15 protein-coding genes and 1 pseudogene are annotated in these 19,293 nt (G+C 72.9%); 10 read left to right on the top strand and 6 right to left on the bottom strand.

Annotation, left to right across the window (positions count from 1 at the left end; all coding sequences use genetic code 11):
* The first annotated feature begins 63 nt into the window (after positions 1–63).
* A complete protein-coding gene (locus RBH18_RS12450) occupies positions 64–609 on the top strand; it encodes a TetR/AcrR family transcriptional regulator (RefSeq protein ID WP_306207082.1) in 546 nt (181 codons plus the stop codon).
* A gap of 399 nt (positions 610–1,008) precedes the next feature.
* Here the strand turns inward: RBH18_RS12450 and RBH18_RS12445 are convergent, their stop codons facing one another.
* Both RBH18_RS12445 and RBH18_RS12440 read right to left on the bottom strand, forming a co-directional pair.
* Positions 1,009–2,169, bottom strand: a complete 1,161-nt coding sequence (locus RBH18_RS12445) for an MFS transporter (RefSeq protein ID WP_306207081.1) — start codon at positions 2,167–2,169, stop codon at positions 1,009–1,011.
* A gap of 38 nt (positions 2,170–2,207) precedes the next feature.
* Entirely contained in the window at positions 2,208–3,341 is a 1,134-nt protein-coding gene (locus RBH18_RS12440; protein WP_306207080.1) for a glycosyltransferase, read from the bottom strand.
* Between the two features lie 239 nt (positions 3,342–3,580).
* On the opposite strand from RBH18_RS12440, the gene kdpF reads away from it, so the two are divergent.
* From kdpF to RBH18_RS12395, 9 genes are all read left to right on the top strand, one after another.
* The gene (kdpF, locus tag RBH18_RS12435) at positions 3,581–3,670 is read left to right on the top strand and encodes a K(+)-transporting ATPase subunit F (protein WP_306207079.1); all 90 of its coding nucleotides are present in this window, start codon (positions 3,581–3,583) and stop codon (positions 3,668–3,670) included.
* Positions 3,670–5,316: a potassium-transporting ATPase subunit KdpA gene (gene kdpA / locus RBH18_RS12430; RefSeq protein WP_306207078.1), complete on the top strand. Its 1,647-nt coding sequence runs from the start codon at positions 3,670–3,672 to the stop codon at positions 5,314–5,316. The genes kdpF and kdpA overlap by 1 nt, the downstream gene beginning before the upstream one ends.
* Positions 5,313–7,409: a potassium-transporting ATPase subunit KdpB gene (gene kdpB / locus RBH18_RS12425; protein ID WP_306207077.1), complete on the top strand. Its 2,097-nt coding sequence runs from the start codon at positions 5,313–5,315 to the stop codon at positions 7,407–7,409. Before kdpA ends, kdpB begins: the two co-directional genes overlap by 4 nt.
* A gap of 5 nt (positions 7,410–7,414) precedes the next feature.
* Positions 7,415–8,254: a potassium-transporting ATPase subunit C gene (locus tag RBH18_RS12420; RefSeq protein ID WP_306207076.1), complete on the top strand. Its 840-nt coding sequence runs from the start codon at positions 7,415–7,417 to the stop codon at positions 8,252–8,254.
* Between the two features lie 5 nt (positions 8,255–8,259).
* Positions 8,260–10,743 (top strand): sensor histidine kinase, encoded by a 2,484-nt coding sequence (locus RBH18_RS12415; RefSeq protein WP_306207075.1) that lies wholly within the window; start codon positions 8,260–8,262, stop codon positions 10,741–10,743.
* A gap of 84 nt (positions 10,744–10,827) precedes the next feature.
* Positions 10,828–11,505 (top strand): response regulator, encoded by a 678-nt coding sequence (locus tag RBH18_RS12410; protein ID WP_306207074.1) that lies wholly within the window; start codon positions 10,828–10,830, stop codon positions 11,503–11,505.
* 139 nt (positions 11,506–11,644) lie between these two features.
* The gene (locus RBH18_RS12405) at positions 11,645–12,319 is read left to right on the top strand and encodes a hypothetical protein (protein WP_306207073.1); all 675 of its coding nucleotides are present in this window, start codon (positions 11,645–11,647) and stop codon (positions 12,317–12,319) included.
* An 11-nt stretch (positions 12,320–12,330) separates the two neighbouring features.
* The gene (locus RBH18_RS12400) at positions 12,331–13,662 is read left to right on the top strand and encodes a copper amine oxidase (RefSeq protein WP_306207072.1); all 1,332 of its coding nucleotides are present in this window, start codon (positions 12,331–12,333) and stop codon (positions 13,660–13,662) included.
* A 3-nt stretch (positions 13,663–13,665) separates the two neighbouring features.
* Entirely contained in the window at positions 13,666–14,247 is a 582-nt protein-coding gene (locus RBH18_RS12395) for a DUF305 domain-containing protein (protein ID WP_306207071.1), read from the top strand.
* 212 nt (positions 14,248–14,459) lie between these two features.
* On the opposite strand, the pseudogene RBH18_RS12390 reads toward RBH18_RS12395, so the two are convergent.
* The 4 genes and pseudogenes from RBH18_RS12390 to RBH18_RS12375 all read right to left on the bottom strand — a co-directional run.
* Positions 14,460–15,200, bottom strand: a pseudogene (locus RBH18_RS12390) (GH12 family glycosyl hydrolase domain-containing protein); the annotation flags it as partial.
* A gap of 81 nt (positions 15,201–15,281) precedes the next feature.
* Complete coding sequence (locus tag RBH18_RS12385) at positions 15,282–15,800, bottom strand: DUF3558 family protein (RefSeq protein ID WP_306207070.1); 519 nt, start codon at positions 15,798–15,800, stop codon at positions 15,282–15,284.
* Positions 15,801–15,829: 29 nt separating this feature from the next.
* Positions 15,830–16,372: a hypothetical protein gene (locus RBH18_RS12380; RefSeq protein ID WP_306207069.1), complete on the bottom strand. Its 543-nt coding sequence runs from the start codon at positions 16,370–16,372 to the stop codon at positions 15,830–15,832.
* 41 nt (positions 16,373–16,413) lie between these two features.
* On the bottom strand, positions 16,414–19,083 hold the full coding sequence (locus RBH18_RS12375; protein WP_306207068.1) for a BTAD domain-containing putative transcriptional regulator: 2,670 nt from the start codon (positions 19,081–19,083) through the stop codon (positions 16,414–16,416).
* Positions 19,084–19,293 lie beyond the last annotated feature (210 nt).

Below are 19,293 nucleotides of genomic sequence, written 5' to 3'. Positions count from 1 at the left end.
CAACCACGTGTCAGTCGCTGACGTTTGTGATACGGTCCCGGCATGCCACGGAGCGGGGAAGCGGTGCGGCAGCGCCTGCAGCAGGCGGCGCTGGAGCTGATCACCGAGCGCGGCTACGACCAGACCACCGCGGGGATGATCGCCGCGCGGGCCGGAGTCACCGAACGCACGTTCTTCCGGCATTTCTCCGACAAGCGCGAGATGTTCTTCGACGGCGAGGAGGAGCTGCGCGATCTCCTGGTCCGCGCCGTGGCCGGGGTTGCACCCCGGACAAGGCCCTTGCCGGCGTTGCGCGCCGCCTTCCACGAAGCCGTGCCCCTGCTCGAGCGCAACCGCCCGGTCACCGAGCCACGCGCGAAGTTGCTCGCTGACGTACCGGCACTGAAGGAGCGCTCGCTCGCCAAGACCGCTGCCCTGGTCGCCGCGCTGACCGAGGCCCTGTGCGCCCGAGGCGTCGATCCGCCGGCGGCCGCTCTGTGCGCGCAGATCGGCATGGACACGTTCGCCGCCGCCGCCCATCGCTGGATGCAACACCCGGCCACACCGCTGCACGAGCAACTCGATGCGACGTTCAACGACTTGCGGCTGGCCGCAGCAGCTCTGAAATAAGCGGCAGCCCTGAGCGAGTGTTTGAGAAGTTCTCATGGAGACGGTGTGGTGGCATGACAGCCCTGCCAGGGGTGGGCAGGGTGTCCGGGTGTCAACGCGCCGTGGCTACCCGTTGCCCGCTGCGCTGCGGGTCAAGGCCCCGGGCTGCTGATCACTGTCGCCGTCCTGGCCGCTTCGTGGCAGGACCGCGACGGCGGCAAGACCGCCCTGCTCGTCGCGTATCTGACCAGCCCAGTCCGGCACGTCTTTGCCGATCAAGGCTTCGCCTCGGCACGGGTCGATGCCGATGGGATTTGTCGATGTCATTCTCCACAGTTGGCTGGGCCGACAGCGAGTGGTTCGGTCGGGGTCACGCACCTGCCACTGGCCGGATCATCGCCGCTCGGTGGGGGAGGGCCGTCAGCGGGCGACGGGGTCGGGGGCGGGGCGGAGGTGGGTCAGGGCTCGGACGGCGGGGAGGGTCAGCAGCAGGCCCACGACCGGGACGAGGAAGGCCACACGGAGGCCCACCGGCGCGGACAGGGCGCCGAGCAGGACGGCGCCCAGGAGGGCGCCCGCGTAGTTGAAGAGGTTGACGCGGGCGATGATCTCGTCGCTGCGGCCCGGGGCGGCCTCGCCGGCGGCGGTGAAGGCCAGGGGGACCAGGATGCCGACGCCGATGCCGGTCAGGGCGAAGCCCGTGACGGCCGCGCCGACCGTGGGGACCGCGACCACCAGGGCGCAGCCGAGCGCGCAGATCACCAGGCAGCCGGCGGCCGACGCGGTGCGGCCCAGGCGGGGGACCAGGTGGTCGCCGGCGAGCCGGGAGAGCAGCACGGTGGCCTGGTAGGCGGCGTAGCCGAGCGGGGTGATCGCCGCCGGGGCGGCCAGGGCGTCGTGCAGGTAGACCGAGCTCCAGGTGCTGACGGCCGAGTCGGCGAGGAAGGCCGTGCCGACGAGGGCGCCGCAGACCAGGACGACGCGGCGGCTGCCCGGGGGACGGGTGCGCCTGCCCTGGTGGAGGACGACGGTGCGGGCCGGTTCGAAGCGGGGAAAGCCGGCCAGGGCCACGGCGGCCGCGACGACGGCGGCGGCGCCGACCGCGACGGAGGCGCTCTCGCCGCCGGCGGCGAAGGCCGACATGAGCAGGGCGGCGAGGATGGCGGCGGCGGTGTACGCGGCGAAGAGCCGGCTCATCACGCTGCGCCCGAGCCGGGCCTGGACGAGGACGCCCTGCATGCTGAGGCTCGCGTCGACGGCGCCGAGCCCGACGCTGTAGCCGACGAAGATCAGCGTGAACACCGGCGTCGGCGTGAAGAACGTCGTGAGCGCCAGGGCCGTGGCGATGGTGAGCAGGCCGCCGCTCAGCGCGTAGCGGCTGCCCCAGCGGGCCGCGACCAGGTCGGCCAGGATCGAGCCGCCGGCCGCGCCGAAGCACACGAGCAGCAGGACCACCGACACGTACGCGTCGTCGATGCCCTGCCGCGACTTGAGCAGCGGCAGCGCGGTCACCACGGACGCGTAGCCGAGCCCCTGCGCCGCATAGCCCGCCCCGATCCAGACGGCGCTCCGAACCCCCATCCGCCGATCATCGTCGTCCCGGCCGGGCGAGTACAGCGTCACGCCGAATTTCCCAGCGCCTGCTCGTAGATCGCGGTCAACCGACGGACAAAGACCCCAGGGGTGTACGCCGCCACGGCCGCCCGCCCCGCGCCGGCCACCCGGGCCCGCAGCGCGTGGTCGTCCAGCATCCGCAGCAGTGCCCCGGCGAAGGGGGCCGCCCGGGGCGCGCAGGTGAACCGCAACGAGCCGTCCGGGCGGTCGGCGAGGGCCGGATCCGCCACCACCGCGGGCAGCCCGGCCGCCTCCGCCTCGGACAGCACCAGGCTCTGGGTGTCCGTGGTCGAGGCGAAGGCCAGCACGTCGGCGGCCCGGAAGAAGCCGGCGACCTCGTCGTGCGGCACGGGTGGCAGCACCGAGACGCAGCCGGACAACCCGAGCGCGGCGACCCGGCCCACCACGTGCCGGCGCCCCTGCCGCACCCCGAGCATGACCAGCCGGGCACCCGGCCGTACGGCATGCACCCGGGCGAACGCCCGCAGCAGCAGCTCGGGGTTCTTCTCGCCGGTGGCCCGGCCCACCGACAGCACGACCGTGCCGCCGGACGACGCCGGACGCGGCGCAGCGGACTCGACCGGGGTGGGCAGCACGTGCACCTCGGCGGACGGCTCGAACACCGCGAAGCCCGCCGCCGTCTTGGCCGAGGGCACGACGGCCACCGCCATCCGGGCGGCCATGGCCTTGCCGAGCTCGACCAGCCGGCCGTGGCGCACGGCCCCCGGCCGGCCCAGCTCCAGGAACTCCCGCGCCGACCAGCCCAGCCCCAGGCTGACGGCACACCACGCGGCACCGATCGGGATCTCCGGGAAGCGGTCCGCGTACGCCAGCAGATCGGTGTGCCACGTCACCACCAGCGGCACCTGCCACGCGGCGGCCGCCCGGAAGCCCGCCATGCCGATCGGCCCGGTGGTGTGCGCGTGCACGACCTCGGCCGGCCGGACGCCCACGGGAAAGCCGATCCGGACGTGTCGCCCCGGCACAGGCACGGAGGGTACGCGGCTCAGCACCGCGCCGGGCCGGTAGAGGTCGGCCTCGTGCCCCGCCGCCCGCAGCAGCCGGACGGTCCGGGCCGCCGACAGCGCCACCCCGTCCGGCCGCCCGCCGTGGCTGTCGCAGAAGTGCGCGACTCTCACGCCGCCATCCTGCACCCGTGACGCCCGCCACCGGGAGCGTTAAGACCGCGTATAGATGGCGCCCGGCCGCGTAGTCATCGCGTGAACAACGATGACACGGCGTTGCCCGCGCGCTGAGCTTGCAGCGCACCAAGCAGGCAATCGTCTCTAGGAGTCCTCGTGGCCGACGTCGTGTTCGTCCTTCTCACGGTGGTGCTGTTCGCAGCGCTGACCGTGCTGGTCCGGGCGGTCGAACGCTCGTGAGCGCCGTCAATCTGATCGGTCTGGTCGTGGCCGTGCTGCTCGCCGCCTTCATGGTGGCCGCCCTGCTGTTCCCGGAGAAGTTCTGATGGCCGGCTGGATCTTCGTCGTCTCCCTCGTCCTCGCGGTCGCGGCGGCCTACCGTCCGTTCGGCGACTACATCTACCGCGTCGTCACCGGCACCCGGCACAACGTCGTCGAGCGCGGCACGTACCGGCTCGTCGGCGTGAACCCGGCCGCCGGGCAGAGCTGGGGCGTCTACGCCCGCAGCGTCCTCGCCTTCTCCGCGGTCTCGATCCTCTTCCTCTACCTCTTCCTGCGTGTGCAGGACAAGCTGTGGCTCTCGCTGGGCCTGCCCGCCGTCACGGACCACATCGCCTGGAACACCGCGGTCAGCTTCGTGACCAACACCAACTGGCAGGCGTACGCCGGGGAGTCGACCCTCGGCCACCTGGTCCAGATGGCCGGGCTCGCGGTGCAGAACTTCGTGTCCGCCGCGGTCGGCATCGCCGTGGCCGTGGCGTTCATCCGCGGTTTCGTGGCTCGCAAGAGTCCCGAGCTGGGCAACTTCTGGGTCGACCTGACCCGGGTGACGCTGCGGATCCTGCTGCCGGTCGCCGTACTCGCGGCGTTGGCCTTCATGGTCGGCGGCGCGGTGCAGAACCTGTCCGGCGGCACCGACGTGACGACGCTGACCGGCGCGACGCAGCACATCACCGGCGGCCCGGTGGCCTCGCAGGAGGCGATCAAGCTGCTGGGCACCAACGGCGGCGGCTTCTACAACGTCAACTCGGCGCACCCGTTCGAGAACCCGACGACCTGGACCAACTGGATCCAGATCTTCCTGATCCTGCTCATCCCGTTCAGCCTGCCGCGGGTCTTCGGCCGCATGGTCGGCCAGAACCGCCAGGGGTACGCGATCGTCGCCGTCATGGCCGTGCTCGCGCTCACCTCGACGGCGCTGACCGTGGCCTTGGAGCTCCACGGCAGCGGCACTGTTCCGCAAGCGGTCGGCGCGGCGATGGAGGGCAAGGAGGTCCGCTTCGGCATCCCGGACTCGGCCACCTTCGCCGCGGCGACGACGCTGACCTCCACCGGGGCGGTCAACTCGTTCCACGACTCGTACACGTCCTTCGGCGGCATGATGCCGATGCTCAACATGATGCTCGGCGAGGTGGCGCCCGGCGGCACCGGATCCGGCCTGTACGGGCTGCTCATCCTGGCCGTCATCACGGTCTTCGTGGCCGGGCTGATGGTGGGCCGCACGCCGGAGTACCTGGGCAAGAAGATCGGCGCCCGGGAGATGAAGCTCGCCTCGTCGTACTTCCTGATCACCCCGGCGCTCGTGCTCATCGGCACGGCCGCGGCCTTCGCCACCGGCAACAACAGCACGGCGCTCAACACCGGGCCGCACGGCCTCTCCGAGGTCCTGTACGCCTTCACCAGCGCCGCGAACAACAACGGCTCGGCCTTCGGCGGCATCACCGTCAACACGCCCTGGTGGGACACCGCCCTGGGCCTGGCGATGCTGCTCGGCCGCTTCCTGCCGATCGTGCTCGTCCTCGCCCTGGCCGGCGCCCTGGCCCGGCAGCAGGCCACCCCGGAGTCGGAGGGCACGCTGCCCACCCACCAGCCCCTGTTCGTGGGCATGGTCGTCGGCGTGACCGTCGTGCTCGTCGCGCTCACCTTCCTCCCCGCCCTCGCACTCGGACCCATCGCTGAAGGCTTGTCATGACCGATCTGATGGAAAAGCCGGCGGCGCCGGCGCAGACCCAGCGCAAGTCCGTCCAGGGCGGCCTGCTCGACCCCGGGCAGCTGGTCAAGTCGCTGCCCGACGCGCTGCGCAAGCTCGACCCGCGCACCCTGTGGCGCAACCCGGTCATGCTGATCGTCGAGGCCGGGGCGCTGTTCACCACGGTCCTGTCGATCGCGCAGCCGAGCACGCTGTCCTGGATCATCACCGGCTGGCTCTGGCTCACCGTGGTCTTCGCGAACCTGGCCGAGGCGGTCGCCGAGGGCCGGGGCAAGGCGCAGGCCGCCACGCTGCGCCGGTCGAAGCAGGACACCGTCGCCCGGCGGCTGGTCGACGGCGTCGAGCGGGCCACCCCGGCGACCGAGCTGAAGCAGGGCGACCTGGTCGTCGTCGAGGCCGGCGAGATCATCCCGGGCGACGGCGACGTGGTCGAGGGCATCGCCAGCGTCGACGAGTCGGCCATCACCGGCGAGTCCGCCCCGGTCATCCGCGAGTCCGGCGGCGACCGGTCGGCGGTCACCGGCGGCACGAAGGTGCTGTCGGACCGGATCGTCGTCACGATCACGCAGAAGCCGGGCGAGAGCTTCGTGGACCGGATGATCGCGCTGGTCGAGGGCGCCAACCGGCAGAAGACCCCGAACGAGATCGCGCTGAACATCCTGCTCGCCGCGCTCACCCTGGTCTTCCTGCTGTCCGTGGTGACCCTGCAGCCGCTCGCCATCTTCTCGAAGCAGTGGCAGGCGGCGGCGCCGGACACCGCGGCGATCGACGGCAACGGCGTCACCGGCATCGTGCTCGTGTCGCTGATCGTCTGCCTGATCCCGACCACGATCGGCGCCCTGCTGTCCGCGATCGGCATCGCCGGCATGGACCGGCTGGTGCAACGCAACGTGCTCGCGATGAGCGGGCGCGCGGTCGAGGCGGCCGGTGACGTCAACACGCTGCTGCTGGACAAGACCGGCACGATCACGTTGGGCAACCGGCAGGCGGCCGAGTTCGTACCCGTCGCGGGGGTCGGTGTGGAGGCGCTGGCCGACGCCGCGCAGCTGTCCAGCCTCGCGGACGAGACGCCCGAGGGCCGCTCGATCGTGGTGCTGGCCAAGGAGCAGTTCGGGCTGCGCGAGCGCGAGCCGGGCCTGATCGCCGGGGCGACCTTCGTGCCCTTCACCGCGCAGACCCGGATGAGCGGGGTCGACATCGACGGCCGGCAGATCCGCAAGGGCGCCGCGGCCGCGGTGCTCAAGTGGGCGCGGACCAACCCGGTCGAGGTGACCGACATCGTCCAGCGGATCAGCAGCTCGGGCGGCACGCCGCTGGTCGTCGCCTCCAGCACCGAGGGCGTGCTCGGCGTGATCCACCTCAAGGACGTCGTCAAGAGCGGCATGCGCGAGCGGTTCGACGAGATGCGCCGCATGGGCATCCGTACGGTCATGATCACCGGCGACAACCCGCAGACCGCGAAGGCGATCGCGGACGAGGCCGGGGTCGACGACTTCCTGGCCGAGGCGACGCCGGAGGACAAGCTCGCGTACATCAGGAGGGAGCAGGAGGGCGGCCGGCTGGTCGCGATGACCGGCGACGGCACCAACGACGCCCCGGCGCTGGCCCAGGCGGACGTCGGCGTGGCCATGAACACCGGCACGTCGGCCGCCAAGGAGGCCGGCAACATGGTCGACCTCGACAGCGATCCGACCAAGCTCATCGAGATCGTGGAGATCGGCAAGCAGCTGCTCATCACCCGCGGCGCGCTGACGACCTTCTCGATCACCAACGACATCGCCAAGTACTTCGCGATCATCCCGGCCATGTTCGCCGCGGTCTACCCGGGCCTCGACGCGCTCAACGTCATGCGGCTGCACTCGCCGGGCTCGGCGATCCTGTCGGCGGTCATCTTCAACGCCCTGGTCATCGTCGCGCTGATCCCGCTCGCCCTGCGCGGCGTGCGCTACCGGCCCTCGTCGGCGGCGGCCCTGCTGCGCCGCAACCTGCTCGTCTACGGCCTGGGCGGCGTCATCGCGCCGTTCCTCGGCATCAAGCTCATCGACCTTCTCGTCCAGTTCATCCCGGGGATCTGATCACCATGCGACTCCCATCCTGGATCTCCCAGCACCTGGCCGCCCTGCGCGCCCTGCTGGTCCTGACCGTGCTCACCGGCCTGATCTACCCGCTGCTCCTGGTCGCCGTGGGCCGCGTCCCGGGCCTGGCCGGCAAGGCCGACGGCTCGCTGCTGACCAGGGACGGCACGGTCGTGGGCAGCAGCCTGATCGGCCAGGCCTTCACCGACGCCGACGGCAACCCGGACCCGCGCTACTTCCAGTCCCGGCCGTCGGCGGCCGGCGACGGCTACGACCCCACGTCGACCTCGGCCAGCAACCTCGGCCCGGAGGACGTGGTGGACACGGGGGACCGCAAGAGCCTGCTGACCCAGGTGTGCGCCCGTAGCCTGGCGGTCGGACAGCTGGAGGGCGTCGACGGCCGCCGGCCCTACTGCACGGCCGACGGCGTCGGGGCGGTGCTGGCCGTCTACCACCGCGACGGGCTCACCGGCCCGGTCACCCGGGCGGTCTCCGTGAACGGGACCCCGTTCGTCGCCACCTACGAGGGCGTGACCGTCGAGGCGCCCCGGCCGGGGGAGGACTACCAGGCGCTCGGCGGGGTGATCACCCCTGTCCGCGGCTCGGCCGGGGACCCCGTCGTCCCGGCCGACGCGGTCACCGCGAGCGCCAGCGGGCTCGACCCGCACATCAGCCCGGAGTACGCCGCGCTGCAGGTGCCCCGGATCGCCCGGGAACGGGGGCTGAGCGAGGACGCCGTCCGTACCCTGGTCGGCGAGCACACCGACGGCCGCGCCCTGGGCTTCCTGGGCGAGCCCGGCGTCAACGTGCTCGAGCTCAACCTGGCCCTCGACGAGAGAAAGTAACGGCCATGGCGCGCGGGGAGCTCCGCATCTATCTCGGCGCAGCACCGGGCGTCGGCAAGACGTACACGATGCTGGAGGAAGCGCACCGGCGCGCCGAACGCGGCACCGACGTGGTCATCGGCTTCGTCGAGACCCACGGCCGCAAGCACACGCGGGCCATGATCGGCGAGCTCGAGGTGATCCCGCGCACGGAGATGCGCTACCGCGGCGCGGGCTTCACCGAGATGGACCTCGACGCCGTCCTGGCCCGCAAGCCCGAGCTCGCCGTGGTGGACGAGCTGGCGCACACCAACGTGCCCGGCGCCCGCCACGGCAAGCGCTGGGAGGACGTGCAGGAGCTGCTCGGCGCCGGGATCGACGTGCTGACCACGGTCAACGTCCAGCACCTGGAGTCGCTCAACGACGTGGTCGCGCAGATCACGGGCGTCGAGCAGCGGGAGACCGTACCGGATGCGGTCGTGCGGGCGGCGGAGCAGGTCGAGCTGGTCGACATGACGCCCGAGGCGCTGCGCCGGCGGATGGCGCACGGCAACATCTACCAGCCGGAGAAGATCGACGCGGCGCTGGGCAACTACTTCCGTACGGGCAACCTCACCGCGCTGCGGGAGCTGGCCCTGCTCTGGCTGGCGGACAAGGTCGAGGACCAGCTCGGCAAGTACCGCGCCGACAACAAGATCGACAAGACCTGGGAGACCCGGGAGCGGGTCGTGGTCGCGCTCACCGGCGGGCCCGAGGGCGAGACGCTGATCCGCCGGGCCACCCGGATCGCCGCGCGGACCAAGGGCGCAGACCTCATGGCCGTCCACGTCGCCCGCAACGACGGCCTCAACGGTGCCGACCCGGCCCGCCTGGCTCAGCAACGGGTCCTGGTGGAGAGCCTGGGCGGCTCCTACCACCAGGTGGTCGGCGCGGACATCCCGCAGGCGCTGCTCGACTTCGCCCGGGCGGTCAACGCGACGCAGATCGTGCTCGGCGCCTCCAGCCGCGGGCGGCTCGCGCAGATGTTCTCCGCCGGCGTCGGCGCGACCACCACGGCGCTGTCGGGCACGATCGACGTGCACCTGGTGCCGCACGAGCGGGCCGGAGCCGGCCGGCGTACGAGCCGGATGCCGGCCGCCCTGTCCCGGCGGCGGCGCGTCGCCGGGTTCGTCACCGTGGCCGCCGCGCTGCCCGCCCTGACCGGCCTGCTGAGCATCGGCGACGGGCTGTCGCTGACCAACGACATCCTCGTCTTCCTCGCCGCGGTCGTCGGCGTCGCCCTGATCGGCGGCCTCGGCCCGGCACTGCTCGCCGCGGTCGCGGGGTCGCTGCTGCTCAACTACTTCTTCACCCCGCCCGTGCGGCGGTTCACCATCGCCGAGGGCGAGAACCTGCTCGCGCTGGCCATCTTCATCGTGGTCGCCCTGGCGGTCAGCTGGGTGGTCGACACCGCGGCCCGCAAGACCCGCCAGGCCGCGCAGGCCGGCGCCGACGCGCAGACCCTGGCCACCGTCGCGGGCAGCGTGCTGCGCGGCGACCGGCCGCTGATCGCGCTGATGGAACGGCTCACCGAGACCTTCACCCTGCGCTCGGTCACCCTGCTGGACCGGGGCGTCGTGGTGGCCAGCGTCGGTGAGCGCCCCTGCACCAGCGCCGGCGACTCGGACGTCGAGGTCAAGGTGGACGACGACCTGGCGATGCTGCTCTGCGGCCGCCCGCTGGAGGCCTCCGACCGGCGCATCGTCGAGGCGTTCGCCGCCCAGGCCGCGGTCGCGCTGCGCCAGGAGCGGCTGTCCGCCGAGGCCGCCACGGCCAAGCCCCTCGCCGAGGCCGACAGGATGCGCACCGCCCTGCTCGCCGCCGTCAGCCACGATCTGCGTACGCCCCTGGCCTCGGCCAAGGCGGCGGTGGCGAGCCTGCGCAGCGGCGACGTCGACTTCGGCGAGGAGGACCGCGCGGAACTGCTGGCGACCGCCGACGAGTCGCTGGAGCGGCTCATCCGGCTGGTGACGAACCTGCTCGACATGAGCCGCCTGCAGGCCGGGGCGCTCGGCGTGGCAGCGGCCGACCTCGGCGCCGAGGAGATCGTGCCGCGCGTCCTGGACGACCTCGGGCCGGAGGGCCATACCGTGCGGGTCCAGGTGCCCGAGGACCTGCCCGCCCTGCGCGCCGATCCCGGGCTGCTGGAACGCGTGCTCGTCAACCTGACCGCGAACGCCCTGCGGCACAGCCCGCCCGGCCGGCCGCCGATGATCTCCGCCAGCGCGCTGGGCGGCACCGTGGAGTTCCGGGTCGCCGACCAGGGCCCGGGGATCCCCGAGGACCGCTGGGACGACGTCTTCCTGCCGTTCCAGCGCCTCGGCGACCATGACAACCACACCGGCGTCGGGCTCGGGCTGGCCCTGGCCCGCGGCCTCACCGAGGCGATGGGCGGCACCCTCACGCCGGACGAGACCCCCGGAGGCGGACTCACCATGATCGTGTCCCTGCCCGTGGCGGCCCGGCCGTGACCCGGGTCCCCGTCGCCGCCCTGCTCGCGGAGGTCCGGCGATGACGCTCGTTCTCGTCGCCGCCCTGCTCGCGGAGGTCCGGCGATGACGCGCGTTCTCGTCGTCGACGACGAGCCGCAGATCGTGCGGGCGCTGACCATCAACCTGCGCGCCCGGCGCTACGAGGTGGACGCCGCGCCGGACGGTGCCTCGGCGCTGCGGCTGGCCGGCGACCGGCACCCCGACCTCGTCGTGCTCGACCTCGGCCTGCCCGACATGGCCGGCACCGACGTGATCCGGGGGCTGCGCGGCTGGACCGGCGTGCCGATCATTGTGCTCTCCGGCCGGGTCGAGAGCCACGACAAGGTCGGCGCGCTCGACGCGGGCGCCGACGACTACGTCACCAAGCCCTTCGGGATCGACGAGCTGCTGGCGCGCATCCGGGCGGTCACCCGCCGCGCCCACGCCCCCGGCGACGCCCTGCCCACGGTCGCCGTCGGCGCCACCACCGTCGACCTGGGCGCGCGCCGCGTCACGCGCGGGGACGGCGAGGTGCGGCTGACGCCCACCGAGTGGCAGCTCCTCGAGCACCTGCTGCGCCACCCCGGCAAGCTGCTCAGCCAGCGGGCCCTGCTGCACGACGTCTGGGGCCCGCAGTACTCCACCGAGACGAACTACCTGCGCCAGTACATGGCCCGGTTGCGCCGCAAACTCGAGGACGACCCGTCGCGCCCGCGCCACCTGCTGACCGAGCCGGGGATGGGCTACCGCTTCCGCCCCTAGCCTAGACAGACATCACTTTACGTCGATCTTACCGGTCACCCGGCACGGTCTCAGGGCCGATCAAGACCGAGGAGGACTGTCGACAGTGGGTTCGTACAGGAAATGGGGGTGGGGTCTCGGCATCGCGACCGTCACCGCCGTGAGCGCCTTCGGGGTGGCTTCATGGCAGGCGAACGCGGCGCCGGGCGACCCGAGCCCGGGGGTCGGGGGCATGCTGCCGAAGGTGTCCGATCCCGACCCGGTGCCCGAGGCGGCGGCCGGGACCGGCAGCGACGCGCTGACCTCCACCGAGGTGGACAAGGCCCGGGCCGCCGCGCTGACTCCGCAGCTGGCCGCCGACGCGCGGGGCGTGACCGGCGAGGCCGGCCCCGAGTATCTGTCGGCCGATCTGGGGCTCGACGGCGCCGGCCGGGAGGCGGAGCTCTACTTCTACGACTACCGGACCGACAAGCTCATCAAGCAGGTCGTCAACCTGACGACCGGCAAGCTGGCCAACAGCTACTCCGCCGCGGGCATGCAGCCGCCGGCCACGCCGCGGGAGGCGACCGTCGCGCTGGATCTGCTGCTGGCCGATCCGCTCGGCGCCGGCTTCAAGACCGCGTACGCCGAGGCCACCGGCAAGCCCTTCGCCGGCAAGGAGGGGCTGAACGTCACCGCGCACATCTACCAGGCCAAGCCCGCCGACACCGGGGCCGCCCAGTGCGGCAAGAAGCGCTGTGTCCAGCTCATCGTGCAGACCGGCGACGGTCAGTTCATCAACGTGACCGACGTGGTTGTCGACCTGTCCGGGCGCAAGGTCGCCCGCCTTTCATGAACGAGGGCCGCATGAAGTTCCGTACCATCGCCGCCACCCTGCTGGCCACGGGCTCGCTGGCCCTGGTCGCGCCCGGCCGGGCCGAGGCGGCACCGGAGCCGTCGCCGTGCGGTGCCGCCGCCACGGTCAAGGAGACGCTGCCCAACGGCACCACGTGGCAGCTCTGCTGGCGCATCAACGACCGCGCCGGCCTGGTCCTGAACAACGTCTACGTGTCCTCGCCGCGCCAGCCCGAGCCCGTACAGGTGCTCAACTCCATCCGGCTCGCGCAGCTCAACGTGCCCTACGACACCGGTGACACCGAGTACAACGACCTCACCGAGTACGGCCTGGGCAGCTACAACATGGAAACGCTCACGGGCGAGGACTGCAAGGGCGGCTCCGCGCGTACGGGCTCCGACGGCGGCGCCGACCCGCAGCAGCGCGAGCTGCTCTGCGTCAGCGCGGAGCCGGCGGGCCTGGCGAACCGCCTGCACGACTACGAGTACGACGAGGAGACGGGCGAGGGGACCGAGAAGGTCTACTCCCGGCAGGGCCACGAGCTCGTGCTCCGGGCGATCAGCAAGGTCGGCTGGTACGAGTACGTGACCGAGTACCGCCTCGGCGACACCGGCCAGATCTCGGCCCGTCTCGGCGCGACCGGTGACCTGGCCCCCGGCGAGTACTCCGAGGCCGACCGGGGCTGGCCGATCGGCAAGCAGGCCCGCGACTACGCGACCATGCACTACCACAGCGCGTTCTGGCGGGTGGACTTCAACATCGGCGGCAAGGGCGGCGAGGTCGTCGAGCAGTACGACACCAAGCTCGACGGCGAGGGCGCGATGGCCGCCAAGCTCACCACCACCAAGAAGACCATCGCCAAGGAGGGCAGCTTCAACAAGGTCGACCGCCGCTGGTGGCGGGTCGCCAGCCCCGCGAGTACGAACGCCGACGGGCACAAGCGCTCCTACGAGCTGGTGACCGGGGCCGACGACCCGTACGAGGGGCACCCGGAGACGCAGCCGGACGTCACCTTCACGCAGGCGAACCTCTGCGAGAAGTGGGCCTCCGACAACGTCTCGGACCCGGAGTGCCCGCTCGGCATCAACACGGTCCTCGACTTCGCGAGCAACAAGGAGAAGATGACCGACCCGGTGATGTGGGTGCGTGTCGGCTTCCACCACGTGCCGCGCGACGAGGACCAGAGCCCGATGCCGATGCACTGGCAGGGCTTCGACCTGGCACCGCGCGACTTCACGGCGATCAACCCGATCGCGCCGGACGGTCGCGAGAACGTCAACGGCAACCCGTACCCGGAGGAGGAAGAGCCCTCCACGCCGCCTTCGTCCGCGGCCAGGAACTGAGCCTTGTTCCGTCGTGTCGCCGCCGCGCTGGTCCTTGCTGTGACCGGCGCGGCGGTGCTCGCCCTCTCCACGCGGGACGGGCAGGCGCCTTCCGCGGCGGCGCCCGCTCCCGTGGCAGCGCCCGCCTCCGTGGCGGCGCCGTCCGGTGCTGACGTGCACTACGCGCAGATGATGGCGGACCATCACGGGCAGGCCGTCCGGATGAGCCGGGCGCTGCTCGCCAAGCCGGGCGTCCCGGAGCGGATCCGGCTGATCGCCGACTTCATCGCGCACGACCAGCAGCGCGAGATCGACGAGACGAACGCGTGGCTGGCGGCCTGGAACGCGCCGCCGGCCCGGGCCGCGGGCGCCATGCCCGGCATGCTGAGCGAGGCGCAGCTGGGCTCGCTCGACCGGGCGGGCACGGGCGAGGCCACCGGCCTGTTCCTGCGGCTGATGATCGACCATCACGAGGGGGCGATCGACATGTCCCGGACACTGCTCGCCGGCGGCGGGACCAACGTCTACATCCACGGGCTGGCGAAGCACGTCATCAACGAGCAGACCGCGGAGATCGATTCGATGCGGTCCCTGCTGGCCGCGTGATTCCGCGAGTCGCGTTGTCCGTGCCGCGTTCTCGTGTCGCGCTCGCCTGCCGTGCTCCCCGAGTTTGGAACGAGCCGCCCCGGCACCGGTTTCTCCGGCGGTCGGGGCGGCCCGGGTCTCGGGGTTCGGTCAGCTCATCGGGTCTCGGGGTCCGGTCAGCTCACCGGGGCGCGTCCGCGCGGTCGGCTCGCCGGGGCGCGTTCGTGCCGTCAGCTCACCGAGGCGCTGAAGGAGGTGACGGCCAGTCCGGCGCCGCCGATCCAGGGCTCGAAGCCGGCCTGGATGCTGGTGAGGTACCACGAGCTGGTGATGGCGCCGCGGTTGCGGACGTCGTTGATGAAGTCCAGGACGCTGAAGCTCCAGCTGGAGATGGGTGCGGGAGCCACGTACGAGATGACCTGGTTGGCGCCGTTGCTGCCGCGCCAGACCTGCCACGTGCGGCCGCCGACGGTCGCGTTGCCGACGACCGAGCCGATGGGCTGGATGGCGCCCTGGCGGTTGAACCAGATCATGATCTCCTGCTGGTTGACGCCGTTGGTCCGCGGCGTCGGGTCCAGCCAGATGTCGAACGCGGCGTCATAGGTCGCCCCACCCACGTACGTGTAGCTGACACTGCTCGTGGCGCTCCGGATGTCGCTGACCCGGCGCGGCAACACCGAGCCCGGCGAGCAGTTGCCGTAGTGGCAGCCGTAGTAGACCGCCGGATAGGACACGGGCGCGCCGCTCGTGTTCCCGACGCCCTGCTGGCTGACGATGCTGAAGCCGGTGCTCGTCACGTTGATGCACTGCTCGGCGGAGGTGCCCCACCGGTTGTTCATCACCGTGTAGCGGCCGCCGATGGTCGTGCTGCCGTACTGGTCGCAGATGCGGGTGTCTGCCTGTGCTTCGCCGGCCACGGCCACGGTTGTCACGCTAGCGGCCGCGATCAGGCAGGCGGCGAGGAATCTCTTCATCGGGCTCTCCTCGAGGGGGGATTGGGAGCGCTCCCATCAGCCTAGGGGAAGGACATCGATGATTGAAGATGTGTTTCGAGATTATTTCCCGAGCGCCGGGAGGACGGCCGCCGCCACCTGCTTCGCGTCCGCCAGGTTCCGGGCGTCGGAGGCGCCGCGGCTGTAGACGTCGAGCTGCACGGTGCCGCCGAGGACGAACAGGTGGCCGGAGAGCCAGGAGGCCTCCTCGCCGACGCCGTCCACCGGCTCGCCCTCGGCGACGGCGGCGTCGAAGCCGGCCGGCGTGGTGCGGGTCAGGAAGATGTCGAGCTGGCCGCCGGACTGCTGCCACTGGCAGTAGCGGGTCGGCTCACCGGCGGCGTCGTCCTCGTCGACCTGGGTGATTTCGCGGCCGGTCAGCCCGGTGACCTGCGCCTCGGTGAGCAGGGTGCACGGGTCGGGCAGGTCGCCCGGCTCGCCGGCCGGACCCAGCCCGCTGTCCGCGGCGGTCGACGCGGGCGCCGGCCCGGTACCTCCGGCGGCCGGAGTCAGAACCCCGCAGCCACCGGCGAGCGCGACGATGAGGAAGAGGGCGGCCAGGGACACGCGGCGGTGGTGCACGGTGGCTCCTTCGGACGAAAGTACGGGGGTCAGTTGGTGCCCGGGCCCTTGTCGAGCACGGTGGCTGAGGCGGTGACGGTCTTCGATCGCACCGGGCCGTCGCCGGTGGTGTAGAGCGTGTAGGTGTGCGTCTCCGTGCTGCCGACCTCGCCGGCGCACGAGAACAGGAACTCCTGCGAGCCCTCGCGCCCGACCGGGCCGTACGTGCCGGGGGTGCCGGTCGGGTCGTCCACCGACAGCGCGCCGCCGGCCGCGCCCGTGATCTTCCACTCGAGGACCAGGGGCACCGGGTCGGCGCGGAAGACCGCCGTGCCCTCGGCGCACTTGGGCTGCCGGGCGATCCGCAGAGAGACGATCCGCGGCCCGTCCGGGGCGGAGCTCCCCCTCGTGGACTTCGGTGCCTTGGTGACGGGATGAGTGGCCTTGGTCCCGGCGGGCGGCGAGGCGGGGGAGCCGGCGGCGGACCGGGAAGTGGAGGAGGGGGAGGGCAGGGAGAGCGGCACGGTGACCGTGCACCCGGAGAGAGTCGCGGCACCCAGCAGGACTGCGGTGGCTGATCGGAATCGCATCACGACGCAGAGCATGGGAGGCGGCGCCAAAGAACCGCCAAACGTCAGTCGGTCAGCAGCTCCGCCACGGCTTCGGCCAGCGTCGTCTCCCCGGCCGACCGGTAGGCGCGGGCGACCTCCTTCGGGGACAGCGCAGCCCGGGCGGTGGCCTCGGCGCCGTCCCGGTCCGCGATCTCGTCGGGGGTGAAGCCGGGGGCGCCCAGCGCCGACCGCTCCCGCTCGGCCAGCGCCAGCAGCCGCAGCCCGCCGGCGGCATCGCCCGCGAGCACGTCCAGCTGCGCCAGCCCCTCGACGGCGTCGAGCTGCCCCTCGGTGAGGCCCAGCTCGGTGTAGAGGGCCAGCGCCCGCCGCATCGCCGGACGGGCCGTCGCGTAGCGGCCCCGGCGCCGGTCGGTCGTGGACAGGTTGCTCAGCGCGGCCGCCTCGCCCCGGCGGTCGCCCAGGGCGCGGAAGCCCTCCAGCGCGCGCGTGAACAGCTCCTCTGCCTCGTCGAGCCGGTCCAGGCAGCGCAGCGTGCCCGCCGTGTTGTTGGCGAGGGCCGCGACCATCGGGGCGATGGCGTCCTCCTCGGCGATCGCCAGCGCCTCGTAGCCGTACGCGAGCGAAGCCGGATAGTCCGCCTGCGCCTGCGCGGTGATGAGCAGATTGTTGAGCACGGCCAGCATGCCCCGGCGGTCGTCCAGCGAGCGGAACAGGCGCAGCCCCTCCTCGCCCAGCTGTCGCGCCTGCGGCAGGTCGCCGGAGTTGCGGGCCAGCGCGGCGGCCGCCCGCAACGCCCGGGCCCGCAGCGCCGGTGCTGCCGAGGGGGCGGCGGCCAGGGCGCGGGCCAGCCAGGCGCGGCCCTCGGCCATCCGGCCGGCGACCCACCAGTACCACCACATCGCGGCCGCCAGCTCGAGCCCCCGCGCGGGGTCGCCGTCGCGCAGGGACCAGTCGATCGCGCCGACGACGGTGTCGTGGTCGGCGCCGATCTCCGCCAGCCAGGCGGTGTGCGCCGGGCCGTCGGTCGGCGGCGGCACGGCGAGCCGTCGCTGCCACCACCCCACCAGGCCGGCGTACGCCTCGGCGCGCTCGACCGGCCCGAGGCGCTCGCGGGCGTACTCCCGGATGGTCTCGATCAGGCGGTAGCGACCGTCCCGCCACTCCACCATGGACCGGTCGACGAGCTGGGTGAGCGGATCGACCGGGTCGGCGCCGGCCACCTCGCCGGCGGCGGCCAGGTCGAAGCCGCCCGCGAAGACGCCGAGCCGGCGCAGCAGCTCCTGCTGCGGGCTGTCGAGCAGCTCGTAGCCCCAGTCGATGGCCGCCCGCATGGTCCGGTGCCGGGGGACCGGCGAGGTGCCGGTCAGCACGTCGAGGCGCCGGTCGAGGCGCGCGACGATCTCGGCGAGCGGCAGCGCGCGCAGCCGGGCGGCGGCGAGCTCGATGGCGAGCGGCAGGCCGTCGAGGCGGCGGCACAGCTCGGCGGCGGCGCTCTGCTCGGCGGCGGTGAGTCCGGCGCCGCCGCGGGCCGCCGCCACCCGGTCGCCGAGCAGCCGCACCGCCTCCGCGTGCGGGTCGGTCGTGCCGGGCTCCGGCGTGGACAGGCCGCCGAGCATGCAGACCACCTCGCCGCTGAGCCCGAGCGGCTCCCGGCTGGTGGCGACGAGCCGCACCCCCGGGCACGCCGCCAGCAGGGCGTCCGCGAGTTGCGCCGCCCGGTCCCGGACATGCTCGCAGTTGTCGAGCACGAGCAGCACCCGCCCGGTGAGCTGCCGCGTCACCGTCTCGAACACCGGGGTGCCCGGCTCCTCGCGGATGCCGATCGCCGCGGCCAGCCGGGCGTCGAGCGGACCGTCGCGGTGCTCGGCCAGCTCGACGACGTGCACCGCGTCGTGGTCGGCGGCCGTCTCGCGGGCCAGCTCGAGGCTGAGCCGGGTCTTGCCGGCGCCGCCGGGGCCCGCGACGGTCAGCAACCGGGCCGTGCCGAGCAGCTCGATGGCCCGGTCCAGCTCGGCGCGCCGGCCGATGAAGCGGTTGCGCCGGGCGGGCAGCCCCAGGATCCGCTCGTCGAGCGTGGGGTCCTGCCGGCGCACGGCGGCGGCCAGCGCGTCCAGCTCGGCGGTGGGCCGGGCGTCCAGCGCGCCGAGGGCTGCGACGGCCCGGTCATAGGCGGCCAGTGCCGCGCCGGTGCGGCCCGACCGGTGCAGCGCCAGCATCAGCTGCGTGACCAGGCCTTCGGCGGTGGGCTGCGCGGCGACCCAGCCGGCCAGCTCGGTCGCGGCCTCGGCGGGCCGGCCGCCCGCGAGGGTCCGGCGCGCCCATTCCTGCTGCGCGCTCAGCCGTTGCTCGGCGAGCCGGGCGGCGGCGGCCGCGACGATCGGCCCGGCCCGCACCCCGTCGTACGGCTCGCCGCGCCACCGGCCGAGGTCGCCGCTCTCCTCGAACTCGGCGGCATCGAAAACGGCGCCCGTCAGGTCGAGCCGGTAGCCGCCCGCGGCGCTGTGCACCCGGTCGCCGACCACCTTGCGCAGGGCCGAGACGTGCATCTGCAGCGTCGCCGTGGCCGTCGCGGGGGCGCCCTCCGGCCACAGCTCGGCGACCAGGCGCTCCACAGTGACCGGGCGGCCCCGGGCGGCCAGCAGCACGGCCAGTAGCGCGCGCGGCTTCGGCGCGAGCACGCCCTCGCCGTCGGCGGTGTGCACGCGCACCGGTCCCAGGACCTCGAACCGCATCCGTGCCTCCGCGCGCTGGGTGCTGCCATGCTACGGCGGCGCGGCCCGGCGTGCGGCAGCGGCGGGACAAACGGGCAAGAGGGGCTGCTGCCAGGGACAAAGCTGCCTAGTCAACCAAATAGGCCGGTACCGATGCCGCGGGTGCAAACCGGGCACGTTAGGTTGGACCGCATGATCGAGTCTGGACCCCGCGATTCACGTTCCGCGGCG

Origin of the sequence: Actinoplanes oryzae, assembly GCF_030757795.1 — a bacterium.
Taxonomy (GTDB): Bacteria; Actinomycetota; Actinomycetes; order Mycobacteriales; family Micromonosporaceae; genus Actinoplanes.
Note: the sequence above shows the minus strand (reverse complement) of the source record. Positions and strands in the feature narration are given on the sequence as shown.

Coding starts and splice junctions, on each gene's coding strand:
- RBH18_RS12445 (WP_306207081.1), bottom strand. CDS start 2,169: ATGGGGGTTCGGAGCGCCGTCTGGATCGGGGCGGGCTATGCGGCGCAG.
- kdpA (WP_306207078.1), top strand. CDS start 3,670: ATGGCCGGCTGGATCTTCGTCGTCTCCCTCGTCCTCGCGGTCGCGGCG.
- kdpB (WP_306207077.1), top strand. CDS start 5,313: ATGACCGATCTGATGGAAAAGCCGGCGGCGCCGGCGCAGACCCAGCGC.
- RBH18_RS12420 (WP_306207076.1), top strand. CDS start 7,415: ATGCGACTCCCATCCTGGATCTCCCAGCACCTGGCCGCCCTGCGCGCC.
- RBH18_RS12415 (WP_306207075.1), top strand. CDS start 8,260: ATGGCGCGCGGGGAGCTCCGCATCTATCTCGGCGCAGCACCGGGCGTC.
- RBH18_RS12410 (WP_306207074.1), top strand. CDS start 10,828: ATGACGCGCGTTCTCGTCGTCGACGACGAGCCGCAGATCGTGCGGGCG.
- RBH18_RS12400 (WP_306207072.1), top strand. CDS start 12,331: ATGAAGTTCCGTACCATCGCCGCCACCCTGCTGGCCACGGGCTCGCTG.
- RBH18_RS12375 (WP_306207068.1), bottom strand. CDS start 19,083: ATGCGGTTCGAGGTCCTGGGACCGGTGCGCGTGCACACCGCCGACGGC.